Genomic DNA, 20,582 nt, shown 5'->3' on the forward strand with positions numbered 1-20,582 from the left:
CACTTAATTTACAAATGTATGAAAAAAAGTAATGTCTTGTGGCTTATTTTGTCAAAAAATAAGCGGCAACAATTGTGGAGAATTATGAAATTGACTTGGATTTTGTGCGTCTGTTTCGTGTGTACGTTATCCGCGAACGGGCTGGCACAGCAAAAATTGAGCATGAACTTGGGAGAAACGTCTATCAAGACGGTTTTCGAGGAGATTCGCCGGCAAACGAACAAGATTGTGATTTATAATGACGACCGTTTGACGTTACAGCAAAAAGTGAAGGCAGATTTTAAGGATATGGAGTTATCTGCCGTGTTAGACCGAATTCTTGCCGGAAGTGGCATGACGTATCGGTTCGTGGATGATTATATCGTGATAACCCCTTTGTTGAAAATGGAAAATGACAGTGTACGAACTGTTAAAGTGAGAGGGCGAGTGTGTGACACGAAAAAGGAACCGTTGGTGGGAGTGACCGTTACCGTGAAAGGCTTGAAGATTGGGGTGGCAACAGATGTGGACGGGAAATATACATTAGTAATTCCTAACCCGCCAAAGAATTTTTCGTTGGTATATTCATTTGTCGGAATGGAAACGCGTGAAATCGTTTACGCGGGAAATGAGGTGATAGATGTGATTTTGAAAGAGGTGTCTGAGACGATGGATGAGGTTGTCGTTACCGGTTACCAGAGAATCCGTAAAACGGATATGGTCGGTTCCACGAATACGGTTAAGCGTGAGGATATGGTTTTCGACGGGACGAACAGCATCGAGCAAATGTTGCAAGGAAAGCTTCCCGGGGTGGTGGTAATGAATACAGGGGGGATGGTTGGTACGCGTCAGAAAGTGCGCGTGCGGGGAACTTCCACCTTGTTGGGGAATCAAGAGCCGGTCTGGGTGGTTGATGGCATTATTCAAGAGGATCCGATTCCTTTTGATGCACAGGCTTTAAATGACTTGGGAGATAACTTTGATATGATTACCAATTTCGTGGGAAACAGTATCGCGTGGTTGAACCCGAATGATATCGAGGACATCACGGTATTGAAGGATGCTTCGGCTACAGTGTTGTATGGTGTGAAGGCCGCGAATGGCGTGATCGTGATTAACACGAAACGAGGTAAGAATGGGCGTTTGTCTGTTACCTATTCGGGTGGTTTGAGTGTTACGGAGAGATTGAACTACAAGAAGATGAATTTGATGAATTCGAAAGAACGTATTGATTTTTCTCGCGAGATTTATGAAAAACGTTTGTTAGGTCAAATCCCGACTACTTCCGTGGGATACGAGCGGGAGATAGAGAGATACATTAACAAAGAGATTACGTTTGACGAGTTTAATGTTGCCGTGAAAGAGCTTGAAGAAATGAACACGGACTGGATGGATATATTGTACCAAACGCAAATGAGTCATAATCATAGTCTAAGTGTATCGGGCGGTAATGATAAAGTGACTTATTATAGTTCGTTGAATTATGTGCAGAATAAAGGAGCGGCTAAAGGAAATAAATCAGAGCAACTGGCTGCTTCTTTCCGTATGGATGCCCATTTAAGTCATAAAATTCGGGCTGGTATTGGAATGAATGCCAGTTATGGAGTGACGGATGGATTTTATACCGTTGATCCTTATTCTTACGCGTTGTCCACGAGCCGGGCAATCCCGTGTTTTGATAAAGATGGAGGTTTGTTTTTTTATAATCGGGCGGACGGCTATAAGTTCAACATATTGCATGAACTTTCCGAAACGGGAAACACGAATGACAGAAGAAGTGTTAATATAAACGCGAATTTTAATTATGACATTCTTCCGGGAGTACGTTTCGAGTCGTTGGCAAGTTTCGGTTCCAATAATACGGTGGGAGAGGCGTATGCATCGGAATATAGTTATTACATTACGGCGATTCGCGGATATGAATTCGGGGAGTATTTGAAGGGTGATTCTAAATATGAACAATCGAAATTACCTCATGGAGGAGAATTAAGTACCACGGAGTCCCGGAGTACCTCGTTCACGTGGAGAAATAGTTTGACGTATGGTCAATTATTTGGAAAGCATCGTGTCGGTTGGGTTATCGGTCAGGAGAGTCGTAGCACGAAATATGACCAGGTGTCGGCGGTAACTTATGGCTATTTCCCGGATAGAGGTAAAAATGTGACTCTACCACCGCAAATGATTTCTGCAGGAATAAATCCTATTTATCAGAAGATTAAAACGAATATAGTGGATCGGACTTCTAATTTCCTGTCTTTCTATAGTAGTATGACGTACTCTTTTGATGAGCGTTACGTGTTTACGGCGAGTGTGCGTTCGGATGCCTCGAATCGTTTTGGGCAGGATAGTAAGTCAAAATTTCTCCCGGTATGGTCGTTGGGAGCGCGTTGGAACGTGCATAACGAGGTGTGGATGCAAAAACAGAAGGTGTTTAGTGAATTGAATTTACGTCTCTCTTACGGTTGGCAAGGGAATGTTGCCGAGAATTTCGGTCCGGACTTGATTGCCAAGCTCCCGACAAACGTGGTGAATAACGTTACCGGTGAGTATGAGTTGGAAATTAGTTCATTGCCTTATGCCGATTTGCGTTGGGAAAAGACAAAAACGATTAATATCGGGGCGGACATGGGATTATTTAAAAATCGAATCATGCTGTCTGTCGAGTATTATATGAAGAAGGCGGAGGATTTGATTATTTACAAGGATGTTCCGGTTTCTTACGGGATAAAGCAGATGCCGATTAACGGTGGAACGATGAAAAATGATGGTATCGAGTTGAATTTGAGCACGACGTTGCTGCGCATGAAGGATTTTGTTTGGAATATTTCGTTGAATACGTCTAAAAACCGGAATCGGATTAAGAGTACGCTTCTTCCCAATAATTCTTGGTTGGCGGCAGTGAGTGGAGATTTGAACAAGGCGGGTTATCCGGTTTCTGCATTCTGGGCTTTCGAGTTGCAAGGACTTGATCCGCAGAATGGTACTCCCGTATTCAATATCCCGACCAAAAATAATAACGAGGAAGGTATTGGGGTCAATGATGCCACGGAGTACATGAAATATATGGGAAAGATGGAACCGGATTTTACAGGAGGTTTGTCCATGTCGATTAGATATCGGAATTTATCGTTGAGCGGTGGTTTTACTCTGAGCCTTGGTGGAAAACGATTCCTGCATTCGTTATTCCAGAGCAAGAATTTCCCCTATTCGTTGCCGAGTGCCTATGACAATTATTCAAAAGATTTCGTGAATCGCTGGAAAAAATCCGGGGATGAAAAATCTACGAACATACCGTCCATCCCTTCCGTGGGAACGGGAAACGTGAATATCAGTTTCCCCGGAGGAAATCTTGTTAGTAACGTGTATGAGATGTTTGATTATTCTGATGCGCGGGTGGTTGATGCCTCTTTTTTCAGATGCAACAATTTAACTTTGACGTATAATTTGCCGCAGAATTTGGTGAAATACATGACATTGAAGGCTGTGTCGATATCAGGGTCGGTAAGCAATCCATTCATGATTGTAAGTAAGGATTACAAGGGGGTAGACCCTGAGGTGGCAACCGGGGGACAACCTTTGGCGAGAAATTATTCAGTACGTTTAAATATTACTTTTTAATAGCATTTGAATATGATACGAATTGGTAAAAATATATGGTATTTAATATGTCTACTCGTTATGTGTGGATGTGGTGATTTCTTGGATGAGACGAGTCAGAACGAGATGAGGCCGAGTTCGGCGGATGATTTGCAGCAATTGTTGATGGGGGAGGTTTACGTTGCCGGACATAGTGAAAACGTGTTCCACATGTACCTGGATATGATGACGGATGATGTCACTTGCGTTTATTCTAAAGACCAGATGGTGCAGCAATATTATAAGCGGTATTTGCCGGTGTATGCCTGGCAGTCTGATATGTTTGAACAATTGGAGAGTGGCGGTGTGCAAGGAGCAGATACGTACGAACATTATTATCGGGCGATAAAAGGGTGCAATGTTGTTTTGGATATGCTCGACAAAGTGACGGGAACGGAAGCCCAGAAAGCCAATGTTAAAGGGCAGAGCTTGGCCATGAGGGGATATTTTTACTTCATGTTGGTGAATCTTTTCGCGAAGCCTTATAATGCGGAGGGTATTGATGTGGAAAAGGCACCCGGGGTACCTTTAATCACCTCATCGGAGGTTTCGGACGATTACCCGAAACGGGCTTCTATCGCCAAGGTATATTCACAAATCGAGAGTGATTTATTGGAAGCGTTGCCACTTTTGGAGCAATTTGGAGTGGGGAATAGCAAATTCAAGGCTTCGGATGTGTTCTGTTACAATTTGTTGTCGCGGTTATATCTTTATATGGAAAAGTGGGACGAGGCTGAGAAGTATGCTTCCTTGGGCTTGAAGAAAAAATCTTCGTTATTTGATTTGGCAAATGCCCCGTGGCAGACTTGGGGAATGATTTACGCCCCAAATGAAAATATATACGGGCGGAAAAGTGAAGAGGTGATATGGTTGGGATACGGGAATAGTTATCAGTATGATTTTGCTCAGTCTGGATTTACTTTTGTTCCCTCGACCGAGTTGGTGCAATTGTATGATTTTACGGAAAGTAACGTGAATAATCGGGGGGATTTACGTTTGCGCTATTATTATGAATACGCACGCGATTTTTTCTCCACGCCGGCTGTAATTAAGATCAAATATGGAATACGAAAAGAGTATACGGTGGAGACGAATTACCCGATTAAAGGGATGCGTGTGGCTGAACTTTATTTGAACCGGGCAGAAGCGAATATTCGTCGTTATCTTCGTGACGGAGATGAAAGTTTGAGGAAGTCAGCCTTGAATGATTTGAATACGTTGCGTTCTCATCGTTATGATACTCGTAACGAGAGTTATGATGATGTAGATTATTCCGGGGAGGCGTTGTTAACATTTTATCAAGAAGAACGTCGGCGCGAACTTGCGTTCGAGGATCATCGTTGGTTTGACTTGAGAAGATATGGAATGCCGGAGATTAGACACGAGTATCAAGCGAGTGAGACAGATGTGCCTGTTACTTACGTGCTTCCGCGAGGCGGAGATCGTTACGTGCTCCCGATTCCTCGTTCGGCTTTGGATAAGAATTTCAATTTGGAAGTAAATCCTTGATGAATATGGTATTAATTAATTTGGATGAAAATGGAAAAGATGAAATATAGTTTATTGATATTGTGCCTTGCTTGGGGTTTGTCAGGATGTTATCATGAAGACTCTTTACACGCTTCACCGGAAAAGGAAAACGTGTATAGCGAGTATGATTTGCCGCAAGGAGATCATGATTACGATAAGATAATCGTGGAAATGTTCGAGAAATACAATACGTTATTTCTCTATAAATATAATCCGGTAGATGTTTATTATGACAAAGATAAATATCTAAATGGAACGTATTTCCCCGAGCAAGACAGTACGGCAAGCGGACTTTTTTACGTGCCTTCGGATGAAGCGTGGGTGGGAAAACAGGTGGAATTGTTGCAGGAATTATGGTTGAAGTATTATCCCGATGCATTCTTGAAACGCTTGCCGCTAAAGGTTTTCTTGGCTGATAGTTTGTATTCGGCAAAAAGCGGATTGGGAACACCCGTGGAACTTTTGAATACAACTTATTTGGTGCGCCGCGGCATTGATTACATTATGGTTACTTATGGTAGCAGTCGGATAGAAAAGATGACCCAGGCTGAGAAATATGAATTCAAGAGATCGCTACATCGGGTATTCTTGGATCATTTGGATTTGCCGGTAACGTCGGAATTTGCCGAGGTTAGTAACTATACGATATTCTCGAATACGAATAATAAAAAGTATATTCACTTTTATGGTTTTCTTAACTGGGAAAATTCAACGACACCACAAGATGACTGGTTCTCGTATATCGACGCGATTGTAGATCATCCGTACGATGAGTTGATTTCTGACGGGGAGTATGGTTATTTGCACCCGAGCAAAGATACGCAAAAGAGAATACTTCAAAAGTATAATATGGTGATAGATTATTTTAAAAACAATTATCAAATTGACTTGCAAAAGATAAGCAACGATTTGTCAACTTTCGGGGAGTGAGAGTCGTTTGTGGGATGATTTTTTATATATAATAAATTATGGAGAATGCAGTTTTAAAGATCGAGAATTTATCGCATCGTTATAGTGTGCAATGGGCTGTAAAGGATATTAGTTTTGAGATACCGGAAAGGGGAATTTTTGGTCTGCTTGGTTCCAATGGAGCGGGAAAATCAACGATAATGAATATCATGTGTGGGGTGTTGAGACCCACGCAAGGGAATGTTTGGATAAAGGGTATCTCCATGACGGAGCATGCGGTGGAAGCGAAACGTTATATCGGATTTTTGCCTCAAAATCCGCCTGTGCAGACGGAATTGACCGTAAATGAATATCTCTCTTATTGCGCGGGATTGCGTGATGTGCCAAGAAGAGAGGTGCAAAAAGCGGTAGATAAGGTCATGGATCGTTGTGCGATTTCTCATTTTAAAAAGCGTGTGATAAAAAATTTGTCAGGGGGATACCGCCAACGGGTGGGGATAGCGCAAGCTATAATACACAATCCTGATTTCGTGGTGTTGGATGAACCTACCAATGGGCTTGATCCTAATCAGATTCTGGAAATTCGCCGTTTGGTGAAAGAAATCGCGGAAGAACGCACGGTGATGTTGTCGACTCACATGCTTTCGGAAGTTCAGGCATTGTGTAATGATATTCGTATGATAGAACAAGGACATGTTGTATTCGCGGGAACTGTTGATGATTTTAACAATTACATAACCCCTAATTCGGCGGTTGCGACTTTGATGGCTATGCCAACGAGGGTTGAATTGCTAAAACTCCCGGGGGTAATTCGGGTCGAAGAGTTGGGTGGTCCGCGGTATCGTTTATTTTTTGAACGTTCTTCCGATGCGCTGGAACAGATCGTGGAAACATGTGTGAATCGAGGTTGGAGGTTGACAGAGATTAATCTCGAGAAGAGTTCATTGAATGATATATTTGCAGAATTGTCAAAAAAATAATAGGGTATGAGGAAAATTTACGAGATTTCAAAAACGGAGTTACAGACATTGTTTTATTCACCAATTGCTTGGCTTATTATTATAATTTTTGTATTTCAAATTAGCTTGGCGTTTACCTCCGCCTTGGACATGCGTGTAACACAGATGATGTTGGGGTATCGTACTCCGATGTTGACTCAGGATTTATTTGCCAATCCGGCAGGAGGACTCCTGTTTAACGTTCAGAATTATCTTTACCTGTATATTCCCTTGTTGACAATGGGGTTGATGAGTAGAGAATTGAGTAGCGGTTCAATCAAATTGCTTTATTCGTCTCCGGTGACTAACACCCAGATTATTTTAGGGAAGTATTTCTCCATGTTGGTGTATGCTTTGATATTGATTGCTATTGTTGGTATATACGTGATTTTTGGTTGTTGCGTGATCGAAAACGTGGAATGGCGTTGGCTGTTGACCGGTATGTTGGGATTGTACTTGTTGATATGTACTTATGCTGCCATCGGACTGTTCATGTCAAGTTTGACCGCCTATCAGGTTGTTGCCGCAATAGGAACGTTGGCGATTCTTGCCGTATTAAACTATGTCAAGATGATGTGGCAAGATATTGAGTTTGTGCGGGATATTACCTATTGGTTTTCAATGTCAGGACGTTCAACTTCATTCCTGTATGGTTTTATAGGTAGCGAAGACGTGCTTTATTTTTTAATTGTAATATTGCTTTTCCTTTCATTGACGATTGTTCGTTTGCAGGCTTGTAGACAAAAAGCTACCTGGACGACTTCCATTAGTAAGTACGTTGTGATTTTTGTCATTACGGTGGCTTTGGGATATATTACATCCCGGCCGGTCATGAAATCTTATTATGATGCCACGACAACGAAAGCCAACACGTTGACTCCTAATAGTCAAAAAGTGATAGAACAGATGGATGGGGGATTGACGATTACAACTTACGTGAATTTGTTTGACGAAGTGGGGCAATCAATAGCTTTCCCTCGTTTTGTGAATATGGATATGTCTCGTTTTAGCCATTATTTGCGTTTTAAACCGGAGATCAAGTTGAAATATGTATATTATTATGATTCCATATATAATCCGAGTTTAGAGCAGCGCTTCCCTAACATGACAACTCAAGAACGGGCAGAGCGGTTGATGGAATTGTACAAGGTGAATCGTAAATTATTCTTGAAGCCGGGTGAAGTAGATAAATTAGTGGATCTTTCCGGAGAGGGTAAGAGATTTGTGCGGGAATTGGTCCGGGATAATGGTGAGCGGACGTTTCTTAGAATTTTTAATGATTTCGAGAAATTACCTTCTGAAGCGGAAATTACCGCGGCATTTAAACGAATCACGATGAAACTACCGGTCGTGGGTTTCTTGGGAGGGCATGGTGAACGCTCGATTAAAGAAGATAATAATCGCAGTTATTCCGCTTTTGTGAATTACAAGTCATTTCGTCCCGCGTTGATTAATCAAGGTTTTGATGTCGAGGAGGTAACTTTGGAAAAACCTCTTCCGGCGCATATCCGGATTTTGGTGATTGCAGATCCTCTGCAAAAGTTTACCGAGGAGGAACAACGTAATTTAGAACAATATATTGAACGTGGAGATAATTTAGTAATCGCGACAGAACCGAAAAGACGTGATATTACAAGTTCTTTGTTGGAACGTTTCGGGGTGAAGTTTGTGCCGGGAATTTTGGCAAATTCCGGAGAGTATTCAAATTTAACGCAATCCCGTCCGATGATAGGTGTGAAAGATATTTCTGAATTGTATTTGTTAGATGGATTACGTCGTTGGGGAGCTGTCGTTTCTATGCCTGATGCTGTTGGTTTGGAATATTCGACAGATAAGGGATTTCATGTAACAGAACTTCTCGCGACGGATTCACTTTCTTGGAATGAGTTGCAGACGACTGATTTTATGAACGAGGAGCAAAAGGCTACTTTTGACAGCAATCGTGGGGAAGAACAGAGAAGGCATGTGACTGGTTTGGTTTTGACTCGCAACGTGGGCGAAAAAGAGCAAAAGATTACTATTTTGGGTGATGCGGATTGTCTTTCCAATGGAGAATTAAGTTCGGCACGAAGAGGTGTGCGAGCTTCGAATTTTACTCTTGTTCAGAGTCTATTCTTTTGGTTGTCTGATGGGGAAGTGCCGATTGATGTGCGTAGACCGGTATTCCCCGATAATAATCTGCTTATCGGAGGAGATGATATGGGATGGATTTCCGTGGTATTTCAATGGCTCTTGCCTTGTTTTGTCTTGATTTTTGCAATAGTAATTTGGTTGAGAAGGAGAGGACGTTAAATTTTTTGAATAGGGAAATTTCTTTGATTTAAGGAAAAAAGTAAGGTGTGTTGCTATCCATGTAATAAAATGAGATGGGCGACACACCTTTAAAAGTCAATAATCCATTCCCCAAGGTTACGTGTTTCTTTATTGAATGAAACACCGACTTTTACAAGTTGCCGCTTGTCGACCGTGTAGGGGATCAGGTATCCTTTTTCTTCAATTTGGCGGAGGGCGGTTTCTGCCGAACCGTTAAGTTTGAACTCGAAGACATATATGTAGTCGTTTGTTTTGACTACGGCATCGGCTCTGCCACGGGCACTTCGAACTTCTGTTTGGGTGTATTGTCCTAAAAGTTTGAACACGATGAAAAAGATGACCTGGTAATGGCGTTCCGTTTGGTCGTTTAACTCGTAAGGAATGTCCCCAAAGAAGGAACGCAGGCGGGTAAGAAAGGCTTCCACGTCGCCTTCCCGGAGTTCTCGAATAAATTTGCCGATATAGAATGCCGTGTTATTCTCGGAAACAGGCGTGTAGAACGAAGCTGCGAAATTGAGGAAACCGTATTTGACTTCTTCATTGGGAAACCCCAGTGTATAGGTTTGAAATTCTTCCTCGTATTTTTTGATCGTGAGGTAACCGCTCTGGTATACCATGGGAATGGGGTTGTTGATGTCTGCCCGGTCGTCGCTGAGTGAGGCGGCGGGAACTTCAATACTATCCAATTGGCGTAAATCGAAATCGGTTTTCTTGAGCATTTCAACGAGGAAGGTCGGGGTGCCACTGGCGAACCAATAGCTGCCGAACATTCTCTTTTGTAGTGTGTTGAGCACGCTGAACGGGTTGAACATCGGGGTAAATTCCTTCCATGGAGTGAAGCGGTAACCGTCATACCGTCGGGCAAGTTCGTTTATGGCTTCTGCCGTGGTCATGCGGTTGTCTTGTGCCAGGCGTTCCAATTCGGGGGGAAATGTCGTTTCAATCTCCTTTTGGGTCATGCCGCACAAGGTATTGTATTCCACGTCAAAACTGATGTCGTTCAACTGGTTAAGGTTGCTGAATATTCCCATTTGGGCGAATTTCGTTACCCCCGTGATTAGAACGAATTGCAACCACGGGTCGGCATCTTTGAGAACCGTGTAGAAAGCGGTGAGTATCTCCCGGAAATCTTGTTGTAGTTGAGGGTTGTCAAAGCTTCGTAATAAAGGTTTGTCGTATTCATCAATAAGTACGACAACACGACGCCCTGTAGTTTCAAACGCTTTTTGAATTACCGTCATGAAACGAATGGAGTAACTGGAATTAATATCCGTGATACCATAACGATTTTCCCATGCTGTCAACTGGCTCTCGAGAAGATTGATTAGTTTTTCTTTCGCATCGTATCTTTCCGCATTTAAACTGAGATGTAGTACCGGATATTCAAACCAGTCCTGTTCTAGTTTTTCGATAGCTAACCCTTGGAATAATTCCCGTTTACCCAGGAAATACGCTTCAAGCGTGGATAACAACAAGCTTTTGCCAAAACGACGGGGACGGCTAAGGAAACAGGGATTTCCCATTTTTGCCAACCTGTAGACAAGAGCGGTTTTATCTACATACAAGAAATTTTCTTCCCGTAGTTTTTGAAAGCTCTGAATCCCGATCGGGAATTTAGGGGGTAATGTCCTTAGCGTGTCCATGGCTCCGTTTTTATGTTTGTTTTATGCAAAAGTAGTGTTTATATTTGAAATTTTGCCGGTGATTCGAGCAGAAAAGTTTGATCCTTCATTTGGGGATATTATGAGAGAATCATTACTTTTGCGATATCATGGGTGTTGTAATTAAGTCAGATAAGGAATTCGAGAAATTCTTCCGGGAGAATTTTCCAGCCGTGCAGGCGTTTATGCGGCGTTACACGGGTGACGATGAATTAGCGGCAGATTTGGCACAGGAGGCATTCATGCGGGTGTTCGAGCGGCGGGGAGAGATTGTTTCGGTGGAATTCGGGAAGGCTTTTTTATACACGGTGGCACGGCATCTATACTGGAACCATTGTAAACATCAGCGAGCGGTGGAGAATTATTTCGCGCAATTGGATGAAAATGATACGGATGATTACAATTTTTTGGAAGAGGTGACCCGGCAGGAAACCATACGGATTTTATATGCGGCAATAGAGCAATTGCCTCCCCGGACTCGTGAAATCATTCAAATGAACCTAAAAGGTATGAATAATACGGAGGTCGCCGAAGAGTTGCAAATTTCCGTGAACACGGTGAAAGATTTGAAAAAGTCGGCTTACGTAACATTAAGAGGTTTATTATCAAAAAATTATTTCCTGGTATTGACTTTCCTTTTGGGGGATTGAGTGTTAAAATCGTCTTTTTTTGAATTTTTTTTGTTGTTCTACCCACCCACTTTCGTGTTAAAGTAATCTCTAGGGTAAAATAGCAATAGATATATGGATTTATTAGAACGACGAATGAGGATTGCCCGGTTGATCGCGAAAGAACTGGCGGGAACGATCGGTGAGGGGGAACGGGAGGAATTATCCCGTTGGCTTGCGGAAGACGGGCGGCATCAAGAGGAGTACGGGCGATTGAAAATGTCGTTGGAAGCAAACGACAGGGTGTGGGAGGAACAAGCCGCGGGACGTCGGATGACGGATGCCTATTGGGAGCGAGCGAAACGACGGATCAGGAAACAACGGCGCATTGCGTGGAGTAAGTATGCAGCGGCGATTGTACTTCCATTGGCAATAACGGCTTTTTGGCTGATGAACCGGGAAACACCGCGGGTGCAAGTACCCGTGCGGACGGCTGCCATCACTCATGGCGTCGTGAAGGCTCAATTGCAATTGGCCGATGGGCGTAAGGTGGAATTGAACGACACGACACGCTTGCGTATAAAAGAAACGGGAGGTACCGAAATTCAAACATCGGACAAAATGGTGAAATACACGGGGTGTGATACCGTGGAGATGCCGTTGACCGGGGATAGGTATAACACGTTAGTCGTGCCTCGTGGAGGAGAGTTCGCCTTGGAACTGTCAGATGGTACCCGGGTTTGGTTGAATTCCGAATCAACCTTGAAATATCCCGTTCGTTTTGCGGGAAATCGGCGGGAAGTGGTGATGACAGGAGAAGGATATTTCGAGGTGGCAAAAGATGCAGGCAGGCCTTTTATTGTGGCGGTAAACGGGGTGAATGTGCGGGTCCTGGGTACGAGTTTTAATATTTCGGCGTACAATGAAAAAGTGGTTACTACCTTGGTCGAGGGAAAAGTCCAATTACAAAAGGGAATAGATAGCGTGACCTTGACGCCTAATCAACAAGGTATATGGCAGGCAGGGAAGTCCGGATTTGAGGTTAAACGGGTTGAGGCTCGGAATTATTCGTTGTGGCGTGAGGGAATTTTCTGTTTTGAGGATACGGACTTAGAAACAATTTTGGATGCTATGGCTCGTTGGTATAACGTGAATATTTTTTACGTGAACCCGGGTTTGAAGTCCATGAAATTCTCCGTGGAAGTGAAACGCTACGAGAATATAGAGCAGATATTGAGGAGAATAGAACAGACTAAACGTGTAAAATTTGAGATAAAAGATAAAACTATATGCGTGTGTGAATGAAAAAAAGACAGGCAACGCCCCCACGTTACCTGTCGGAATACATTCAATAATTAATTCAATGTAAAATTTAGAAACAAAGTTATGAAAAAAAAGTGTAACTCGAGTGGTCTTATGAAAATAAGGCTGCGAAAAAAGTTGTTGACTATGAAATTTTTTGTGCTTTTTTTCTTGTTGTCCGTGTCGGTGTCGGCAACGACTTATTCGCAGGATACAAGATTAACTCTTTCGATGGAAAACGTTTCTTTGACGGAAGTGTTTTCCACGATTAGAAAAAACACCTCGTTCACGTTTATTTATAACGTGGATGACGTGAGAAATTTACGGGTGAAATCCTTGAACGTGAAGGATGCCACGGTGCAACAGGTGTTGGACGAGGCGCTTCAAGGTATGGGATTTATTTACCGGATCGAAGATAATGTTATCGTGATTCAACCGCAAGAGGTGAAAGAGGAAAAGAAATCAGTTCGAGTGAAAGGATTCGTGTATGATATGGCAAAGCAGCCAATGCCGGGAGTGACTGTGAAGATCGTGGGGGTGTCTTTGGGTACGGCCACGGATGCGAAAGGATGGTTTGCGCTTGATTTGCCTTTGTTAAAAGGAGCTTTGGAATTTTCTTTCGTGGGTTTTAAGAAGCAAGTTGTAGAGTTCACCGAAAAAACAGATACATTACGTGTAACACTAGAAGAGGAAATTTCGGATTTGGATGAAGTCGTGGTTCGGGCTTACGGGACACAGAATAAACGGGAAATGATTTCTGCTATTTCATCCGTGAAAGCGGAAGAGATGAAAGAGCTCCCTTCTGCTAGTATTACTTCCATGCTACAAGGACGTTTGGCTGGTTTGCAGATCGTAAATCAGTCTGGAGCACCGGGTAGTGCTGCGGTAGTGGCCGTTCGTGGATTTAATTCTTTAATAGATGTACAGGGGGCTAGTGATGGACAACCTTTGTACGTGGTAGACGGAATCCCGATGAATTCATTCGTTTCTCCTGTAACGGGAACGAATACTCTAGCAGACTTGGATCCTTCTATGATAGAATCGGTTGAAGTGTTGAAAGATGCTGCCGCGGCTTCTATCTATGGGTCACGTGCCGGTAATGGCGTAATTATGATCACGACAAAAAAGGGCCGGGCGGGTAAAACAAGTTTTGCGGCGAATGTTTCTTACTCTGTCTCTCAATTAATGGCTTATCCGGAGCAAACCGGTGGGCGTATGGAAAGATGGCTCGATATTTTGTACATGCGAAATCACAAAGAAGCTTATTATGATTGGAAAAATAATTCCATGGTGTATCCGAGTTCTTATGTAGAAACTTATCAGGCATTTGGAGGCGTGTATGACGAGTTTTGGGGATACGGGCAAGAAGAAATTGCTTATAAACAAAAATTGCAAGATAGTTTAAATCCTTTTTATAACAATAGTACGAATTGGTGGAAGTATGCTTTTCGTACGGGAAAAGTCGTGAATGCTAATGTACAGGCTTCCGGGGGAACGGAAAAGTTCTCGTATATGGTGGGAATAGGTTATTACGATGAAACCGGAATCATGATTAACAGTAATTATTCTCGAGCCAATTTAATTTCTAATGTGTCTATTTCTCCCAACGAGAGTTTGCGAATGGAAGCTCGGGTTTACCTTTCTTACGTGAATAAGAACGTGAACTTGGGAAATAGTATTTCCCGCGGAGGTTACGAGGGAATCTCCGTGGATCCGCGTACGCAAAGCACTTTGTTGGAGGGGAACGGACAGATGGAAGATGAGTGGTTAAAATATTCTAAAGGGATGGTTACCAGGAGTGATGATTACCGTCTTTTGACTAGTGCTTTCCTAGAATATCGTTTGTGGAAAGGGTTGACAATCTCTGCATCGGCTAATGTGGATTACTCGCAAGCGAATTTGAACAAGTTTACACCGAGTACATTGAGCGGGACGGCCAATGAAAATACATCTGCTGGCAACGTATTCCGTACGGCACAGTTGTCTACGGAGGAGTTGTTGCATTATAACGCTTCTTTTAATGATGTGCATAGCGTGGACATTATGTTGGGATATAATGCCAACAAGGAGCAAAAAATGGGAATATTGGGTTATGGGCGTCGTCAGGCAACAGACAATATTTATTATTACAATGCTGACGAAAATAGTTCCATTTATAATTATGGGACGGAAAGTAATCCTAATTGGTTGTCTCTGACATCCTATTCATCGAGTTTCCGGGAAAAGTCGATGGTTAGTTTTTTCGGGCGCATGGGGTATAATTACAAACAACGCTATCTGCTAGAAGTGGGATTTCGTCGGGATGGTTCATCGACTTTCGGGGAAAATAATAAATGGGCAAATTTTCCTTCTGTTGCCTTGGGGTGGGCATTCTCTGATGAAAGTTTTGTGAAAAAATATACCGCTAATTGGCTGAATTGGGGGAAAATTCGAGCAAGTTTTGGAACTTCAGGACAGGTTTTTTCTGATGAATATTTGGCTTATGGGTCGCTCGGGCAGCAAACGGGAGTGTCGTTTGATGGGAATGCCGGAATTGTAGCGAAAGCTTCCGTGAGTCCCGATCTGACTTGGGAGAAAACGGAACAATATAATTTAGGGCTTGATCTAGATATGTTTGAATATCGTCTGGGAGTCAAATTGGATTATTATTATAAATTGACGAAATCATTGCTTTATACCGTGAATGCACCGGGTAACGTGAATGCTTTTAACGTGTTTATACGAAACGCCATGGAAATATCTAACGAGGGGCTGGAACTGGAAATGACAGGTGATATTGTTCGAGGGGAGAATTTGAACTGGAGAATGAAATTCAATATTTCTCGAAACTGGAATCGTTTTAGGAAATCGTACGATGATAAAGACAAAGGTTCTCTAATATTGGGTAAACCGCTTTATCAAATTAGTGTTTATAAAGATAATGGTTTTTACCAGTCAGAGGAGGAAGTCCCAGTTTATTACAAATCAGATGGACAGCCTGTGTACTTGGGGCAGAATTCCACGAACGGTCCGAGTGGATTGGTCGGTTCGTACAAAATTGAAGATTTGAATCAAGATGGGGCTGTTGGTTATGGAGATAATTATTATGCGGCTTCTGCTCTGCCTGTGGCTTATGGTGGATGGGTAAATGAGGTGAAATGGAGAAACTTTGATTTGAGCATGTTGTGTAATTATTCTTTGGGACGACATATCTTAAATACAGGGTGTGTTTCGCTTACTTCTATTGATAATGTTAAGAATGCGGATATTCGCAATTATACATTTTGGCAGGAAGAGGGTGCGCATGCTGATTTACCGCAATACGGAATTCCCGTTCAATCTTTACTTGCTTCCAAGATAGAGCGTGTCAATTATTTCAGTTTAAAGCAATTGACTTTGGGATATAATCTATCGGGGCAGGTCGCAAAACAAGCTCATTTTTCTGGGGTAAGAATTTTTGCCACAGTTGAGAATCTATTTTATTTAACTAACTATTCTTACAAGACAAACCCTGAGACAGTGGATATTTACACGGGATTGGATGACGGTAGTGCTTACCCGTTGCCTCGCAAATGGACTTTAGGTTTAACGCTTAATTTTTAATGAAAATGAGAATATATAAAAAAATAGTAGTAGTATTGACATTGTTCTTTACCGTGGGTTGTACGGATTTGATTGATCTTGCCCCGGAAGATACATTAACGTATGAGTCTTTTTTTCAATCAGAACGAGATGCTGAGGCTTTGTTAAATAGTTTGGAAAGTTCCATGAAGAATGTAGCTTGGGATGCTCATGATATGATCGGTTGTATTGCTGATAATATCACGAATTCTTGGTACGTGAATCTTCGGAATCTAGCAGGGTACACGAATAATTGGACATTAATGTATAACAAAACTTTATCCTATGCCGATATGATAATAGAGAATGTCAGTCGTTTCCCCGAGCCTGAAAAGATGCAGCCTTACGTGTTACAAGCCTATTTTGCGAAAGGATTGACTTATTTTCAACTGGCAAAATTCTGGGGGGAAGTACCGATCAAACGAGGGGCTACTTACGATTTGGAAAAATTACCTAAGAGTACGATCCCGGAGGTGTTAGAGGTGGCAACAGATTATGCGCTAAAAGCCCTTGATTTACCGAAATTTGAGGAATTAAAAGATTACACTGGAACGGCCCGACCCCAGAAACAATATGGAAGTAAGGGGGCTGCCGCTGCTTTGTTAGCTCATTTGTATGCTTGGCGGGCGGCGATCGAGGAGAAACCTGAATATTGGGCAGAGGCGGAAAAGTACTGCACGATGATTATTGAGGGAGAAACCGGGTATTATGAATTGGCGACGGATCCGGAAAAAGTTTGTACCGAAGTGATGTTGCGAAACAGTGGCGAGAGTATTTTTGAATTTAGTAATGACAGAAGTGTTAATCGTTTTTTTCAAAATACTTCTCTCTATCAAAGTATTGATTATGTAGGATTTCCGATTATGTCTGAAAGTTACAAGATGCCCAATACGTCATATACTTTTGAAATTTACAAGACGACAGTGAATGATATGTTTGAAAAGTCGGATAAGCGTAGGGATGCTTATTTTGGGGGTATAGATGCGGACTATTTTTACGTGGTTAGAGATACTCTTACGAATGTGGTGAAACAATGCTATAGTATAGATGATGGTTTGGAAACGAAGTATTTTTTGTATGATAGGGATGGACACGCTACGGTACAGATGAAGCAATTGTTGGAGAAAAATGAAAGGATTGATTCTCGTTATGCCAATGGTAGTATAAAAAAAGCATTGGTCGCTAAATTCCGTTATCCTTTTTATGTGAAATATGATTGGTCTCCGACAGAGAGTTTTGTTATGATGGACCAGGCCCGAATTCATTGGCGTTTGGCTGATATTATTTTGTTGAGGGCAGAATGCCGGGTTCGAAAGACAAATCCAGATAGGAATGGAGCTATCGAGGATTTGAATAGTATTCGCCAGCGGGCATACGGGAATAATAGTCGTGATTATCCTTGCGCAGACGATCAAGCAAGGGGATTAGCTAGTGATTTGCAAAAGGCAATTTTTCGGGAACGAGAGAAAGAGTTGATGTTTGAAGGGCATCGTTATTATGATGTCGTGCGGAATGGTTGGGACTACGTGCGCACGGAATTACCTCCAGCATTTGCGACGCTCACGGATCAGGATATTCACGACGGGGCTCTTTATTTGATAGTTGGTCAACAGGCTTTTGATAATAATGACTTGATGAGACAAAATGTATATTGGGATAGAAAAAATAATTAATGTGATATGAAAAGATTAGCTTTATATATAGGAATATTTACTTGTTTGTGGTTCACGGCTTGTACGAAAAACAATTATTACGATTCGGGAATCTGTAATGGACGACATGATTGTAGCCTCTTGGAATACATGGAGCAACATAGTTATGATTGGGATTCTACTGCTTTAATGGTACGTCATGCGGGGGCAGATATGGTTCAGCTCTTCGAGGGAAAGGATCTTGCTCATCCGGAAATCACTTTCCTTGGACCTACGAACCATTCTATTCGTCGTTATTTGTTGCAAAATGGGTATGGATCGATCAGCGAGTTGGATCCCGCTTGGTGTAAAAAGATTCTATTGCAACACGTTATCGATGGAAAACACATGATGGAAGATATTCCTGAGGGGGAAGAAATTGATGGGAGTATTATTGGTAAGGACGGTAGGATGTATACCACATTAAATGGTAATCGCATGTGGATGTGTACTTACACGGATGATTATAATGGGGCGATGGGACTTGGTTTGACAAGCATTCATTTGTCTTCCATTGATGGACGTAGGAAAATACAAATTGCTTCGTCTAACATCGAACCTAATAATTGTGTGGTACATTCGTTACATTATAGTTTTACATTAGGTCAAATGGTAATAGAATAAAATATGAGAACGTTGATAATTATTGTAAGTGTTTTATTTTTATCGCTTTATTCTTGTCGTGATATGACAGAGGGATATTTGATAACAGAAAATGCAGGCTATAATCCAGATAGTTTGATTGTATTGAAAAACGTGCCGGAATCCGAGTATATCACAATTTCTAATCCGGCTTATGAAGCTGGAATAGATGCAGGAAAAACTCCGCAAGAATTGGAACAAAACGGGATATTCCCAACAATTCAAAAAGAGAATGAATATTATGTTCGTGTAAAAAATAATTCTCCTTGGCAAACATTGTACTTGCAGGGGTACGAAGGCACGGAACCTATCACGTTTGAAGTTGAGGCTGTGACTTCTACGGCAGGGGATGAGGCTGCACGGGTATTTAAAAATGAATTGATTATCCGAGGAAAAGGTTACATGAGTTATCCATTGAAAAATAATGCTGTTCCGGGTAAGTATCATGTTTCTATACGTTTGACAAATGCTGGTTATAGTCAAGTCGTGACAAATGTGTTTACTTTTATAGTGATTGAGTAAATTGTAAATGATAGCGTTGTTTATTAATCCGTTGTACGATATGATTTGGTTGTGGAATTTTAATGCGACCCGTCGAGAGCTGGGAAATAGAAGGATATCGTTTACGGTGAACTAGAGCGGATGTGTCAGCAAGTGCTGTCCCGTGACGAGTTGATGATGGTGTTGAATTTCTCCCAGAAGAAGGAGAGAGAAGCTCGGGAAAGTAATGTCTACTGGCGGGAAAAACTGGTGTTGTATTACAAAACCGGGCTGAATCGGGCGGAACTAGGTCGATACGAGGTAGTTTGAGAAGGTCGTGGATGAACAGACACAGGGGATTTCTCGAGTTTGCGCGGGAGTTATGGAAGGATATGGATGTGATATTTGAACCGAAAAATTAGTTGTAAGGATTAGTACTTGCTATCTTTTCGAGAGAAAATTGCTTGTTTCTTATTTTCGCCGGGGCATCTTTTTCGCATATGCGAGGAAGGTGCCCTAGTTTTTGATAGCTAAAGACATCTGCCGGGAGACCTGTTGCTCGGGACATAATATTGCAATATTATGGAACAGAAACAAAATGATAAAGGAATGGAAAACAGCCTCCCGGCAAGTAATGCTGTTGTGGTAAGTGATCGTTATCTAAGTGATCGTTTTTTGTCTGGAAAATGACACTTACCGGATGGTCTTGTGCTCGAGAATTGCCTGGTTGCAAGCGGATCGGGATGATTGTTTTATTTATTTCAAGGACGGCACTAAAATGATCGTGGTCCACATGGAGAAAAATAACAGGTAAACATGTATAACCCGTCCCCGGAGACCGCCTCCCGTGCAGGTTAGTGAAAAACTAAAATTACAAGGCCTCAATTTCTTCTTGGGGTAGCCCCATTTGGGCGATGGATTCCGGTGAGATACCGAATGATTTCATGTTATGGACGATCGTCCTTTTTTCTTCTTCTCTTCCTTCCACTCTCCCTTTTTCCTCCCCGCTGGCTAATCCTCTCTGCTCTGCACTGTAGAACAATGTTTTCTCGGTACTCGATGTCCGAGATCTCCTGCCCGGGTGCGAGTGGAAGCAGGGCGTTGAGTAAACTCATCACCAAGTCGGGATGTTCCCCGAAGACGCATTTAAAGGGTAGGTCAGCCTTGGGATCCAAGTATTTCATGGCGTTATTTTATTTGTTAATTATTCAACAATCACAGAATTGTTGATCA

Annotated in this window: 13 protein-coding genes and 1 pseudogene; 12 read left to right on the forward strand and 2 right to left on the reverse strand. The window is 42.2% G+C overall.

Translation table 11 applies throughout. The features are described from left to right. Positions 1-18: 18 nt before the first annotated feature. From A3CY_RS0114335 to A3CY_RS0114355, 5 genes are read left to right on the forward strand one after another with little or no spacing between them, the layout of a single operon-like run. Entirely contained in the window at positions 19-3,597 is a 3,579-nt protein-coding gene (locus A3CY_RS0114335; protein ID WP_071596001.1) for a SusC/RagA family TonB-linked outer membrane protein, read from the forward strand. Positions 3,598-3,657: 60 nt separating this feature from the next. Continuing rightward, entirely contained in the window at positions 3,658-5,124 is a 1,467-nt protein-coding gene (locus tag A3CY_RS0114340; protein ID WP_018338621.1) for a RagB/SusD family nutrient uptake outer membrane protein, read from the forward strand. Positions 5,125-5,154: 30 nt separating this feature from the next. Further along, positions 5,155-6,075: a zinc-binding metallopeptidase gene (locus tag A3CY_RS0114345; protein WP_018338622.1), complete on the forward strand. Its 921-nt coding sequence runs from the start codon at positions 5,155-5,157 to the stop codon at positions 6,073-6,075. Between the two features lie 38 nt (positions 6,076-6,113). After that, complete coding sequence (locus A3CY_RS0114350) at positions 6,114-7,034, forward strand: ABC transporter ATP-binding protein (RefSeq protein WP_018338623.1); 921 nt, start codon at positions 6,114-6,116, stop codon at positions 7,032-7,034. Between the two features lie 6 nt (positions 7,035-7,040). Beyond that, complete coding sequence (locus A3CY_RS0114355; RefSeq protein WP_018338624.1) at positions 7,041-9,344, forward strand: Gldg family protein; 2,304 nt, start codon at positions 7,041-7,043, stop codon at positions 9,342-9,344. An 89-nt stretch (positions 9,345-9,433) separates the two neighbouring features. Here the strand turns inward: A3CY_RS0114355 and A3CY_RS0114360 are convergent, their stop codons facing one another. Continuing rightward, entirely contained in the window at positions 9,434-11,008 is a 1,575-nt protein-coding gene (locus tag A3CY_RS0114360) for an ATP-binding protein (protein WP_018338625.1), read from the reverse strand. Between the two features lie 128 nt (positions 11,009-11,136). Here A3CY_RS0114360 and A3CY_RS0114365 point away from each other — a divergent pair, with 128 nt between their 5' ends. The 7 genes from A3CY_RS0114365 to A3CY_RS22995 all read left to right on the forward strand — a co-directional run bounded on the left by A3CY_RS0114365 (position 11,137) and on the right by A3CY_RS22995 (position 19,679). Beyond that, positions 11,137-11,676 carry an RNA polymerase sigma factor gene (locus A3CY_RS0114365; protein WP_018338626.1) on the forward strand — a complete coding sequence of 180 codons (540 nt, stop codon included), beginning with the start codon at positions 11,137-11,139 and terminating at the stop codon, positions 11,674-11,676. A 93-nt stretch (positions 11,677-11,769) separates the two neighbouring features. After that, on the forward strand, positions 11,770-12,939 hold the full coding sequence (locus tag A3CY_RS0114370) for a FecR family protein (RefSeq protein ID WP_081619472.1): 1,170 nt from the start codon (positions 11,770-11,772) through the stop codon (positions 12,937-12,939). A gap of 144 nt (positions 12,940-13,083) precedes the next feature. Then, on the forward strand, positions 13,084-16,518 hold the full coding sequence (locus tag A3CY_RS0114375) for a SusC/RagA family TonB-linked outer membrane protein (RefSeq protein WP_240388163.1): 3,435 nt from the start codon (positions 13,084-13,086) through the stop codon (positions 16,516-16,518). A gap of 5 nt (positions 16,519-16,523) precedes the next feature. Continuing rightward, positions 16,524-18,209, forward strand: a complete 1,686-nt coding sequence (locus A3CY_RS0114380) for a RagB/SusD family nutrient uptake outer membrane protein (protein WP_040371883.1) — start codon at positions 16,524-16,526, stop codon at positions 18,207-18,209. 6 nt (positions 18,210-18,215) lie between these two features. Continuing rightward, on the forward strand, positions 18,216-18,851 hold the full coding sequence (locus A3CY_RS0114385) for a fasciclin domain-containing protein (protein ID WP_026207699.1): 636 nt from the start codon (positions 18,216-18,218) through the stop codon (positions 18,849-18,851). 3 nt (positions 18,852-18,854) lie between these two features. Then, the gene (locus A3CY_RS0114390; RefSeq protein WP_018338631.1) at positions 18,855-19,391 is read left to right on the forward strand and encodes a hypothetical protein; all 537 of its coding nucleotides are present in this window, start codon (positions 18,855-18,857) and stop codon (positions 19,389-19,391) included. A gap of 120 nt (positions 19,392-19,511) precedes the next feature. After that, positions 19,512-19,679, forward strand: a complete 168-nt coding sequence (locus A3CY_RS22995; protein ID WP_018338632.1) for a hypothetical protein — start codon at positions 19,512-19,514, stop codon at positions 19,677-19,679. A 722-nt stretch (positions 19,680-20,401) separates the two neighbouring features. Here A3CY_RS22995 and A3CY_RS23535 read toward each other — a convergent pair. Further along, a pseudogene (locus A3CY_RS23535) lies at positions 20,402-20,533 on the reverse strand (Rpn family recombination-promoting nuclease/putative transposase); the annotation flags it as partial. Positions 20,534-20,582: the final 49 nt, after the last annotated feature.

Source organism: Butyricimonas synergistica DSM 23225, from assembly GCF_000379665.1.
Classification (GTDB): Bacteria; Bacteroidota; Bacteroidia; order Bacteroidales; family Marinifilaceae; genus Butyricimonas; species Butyricimonas synergistica.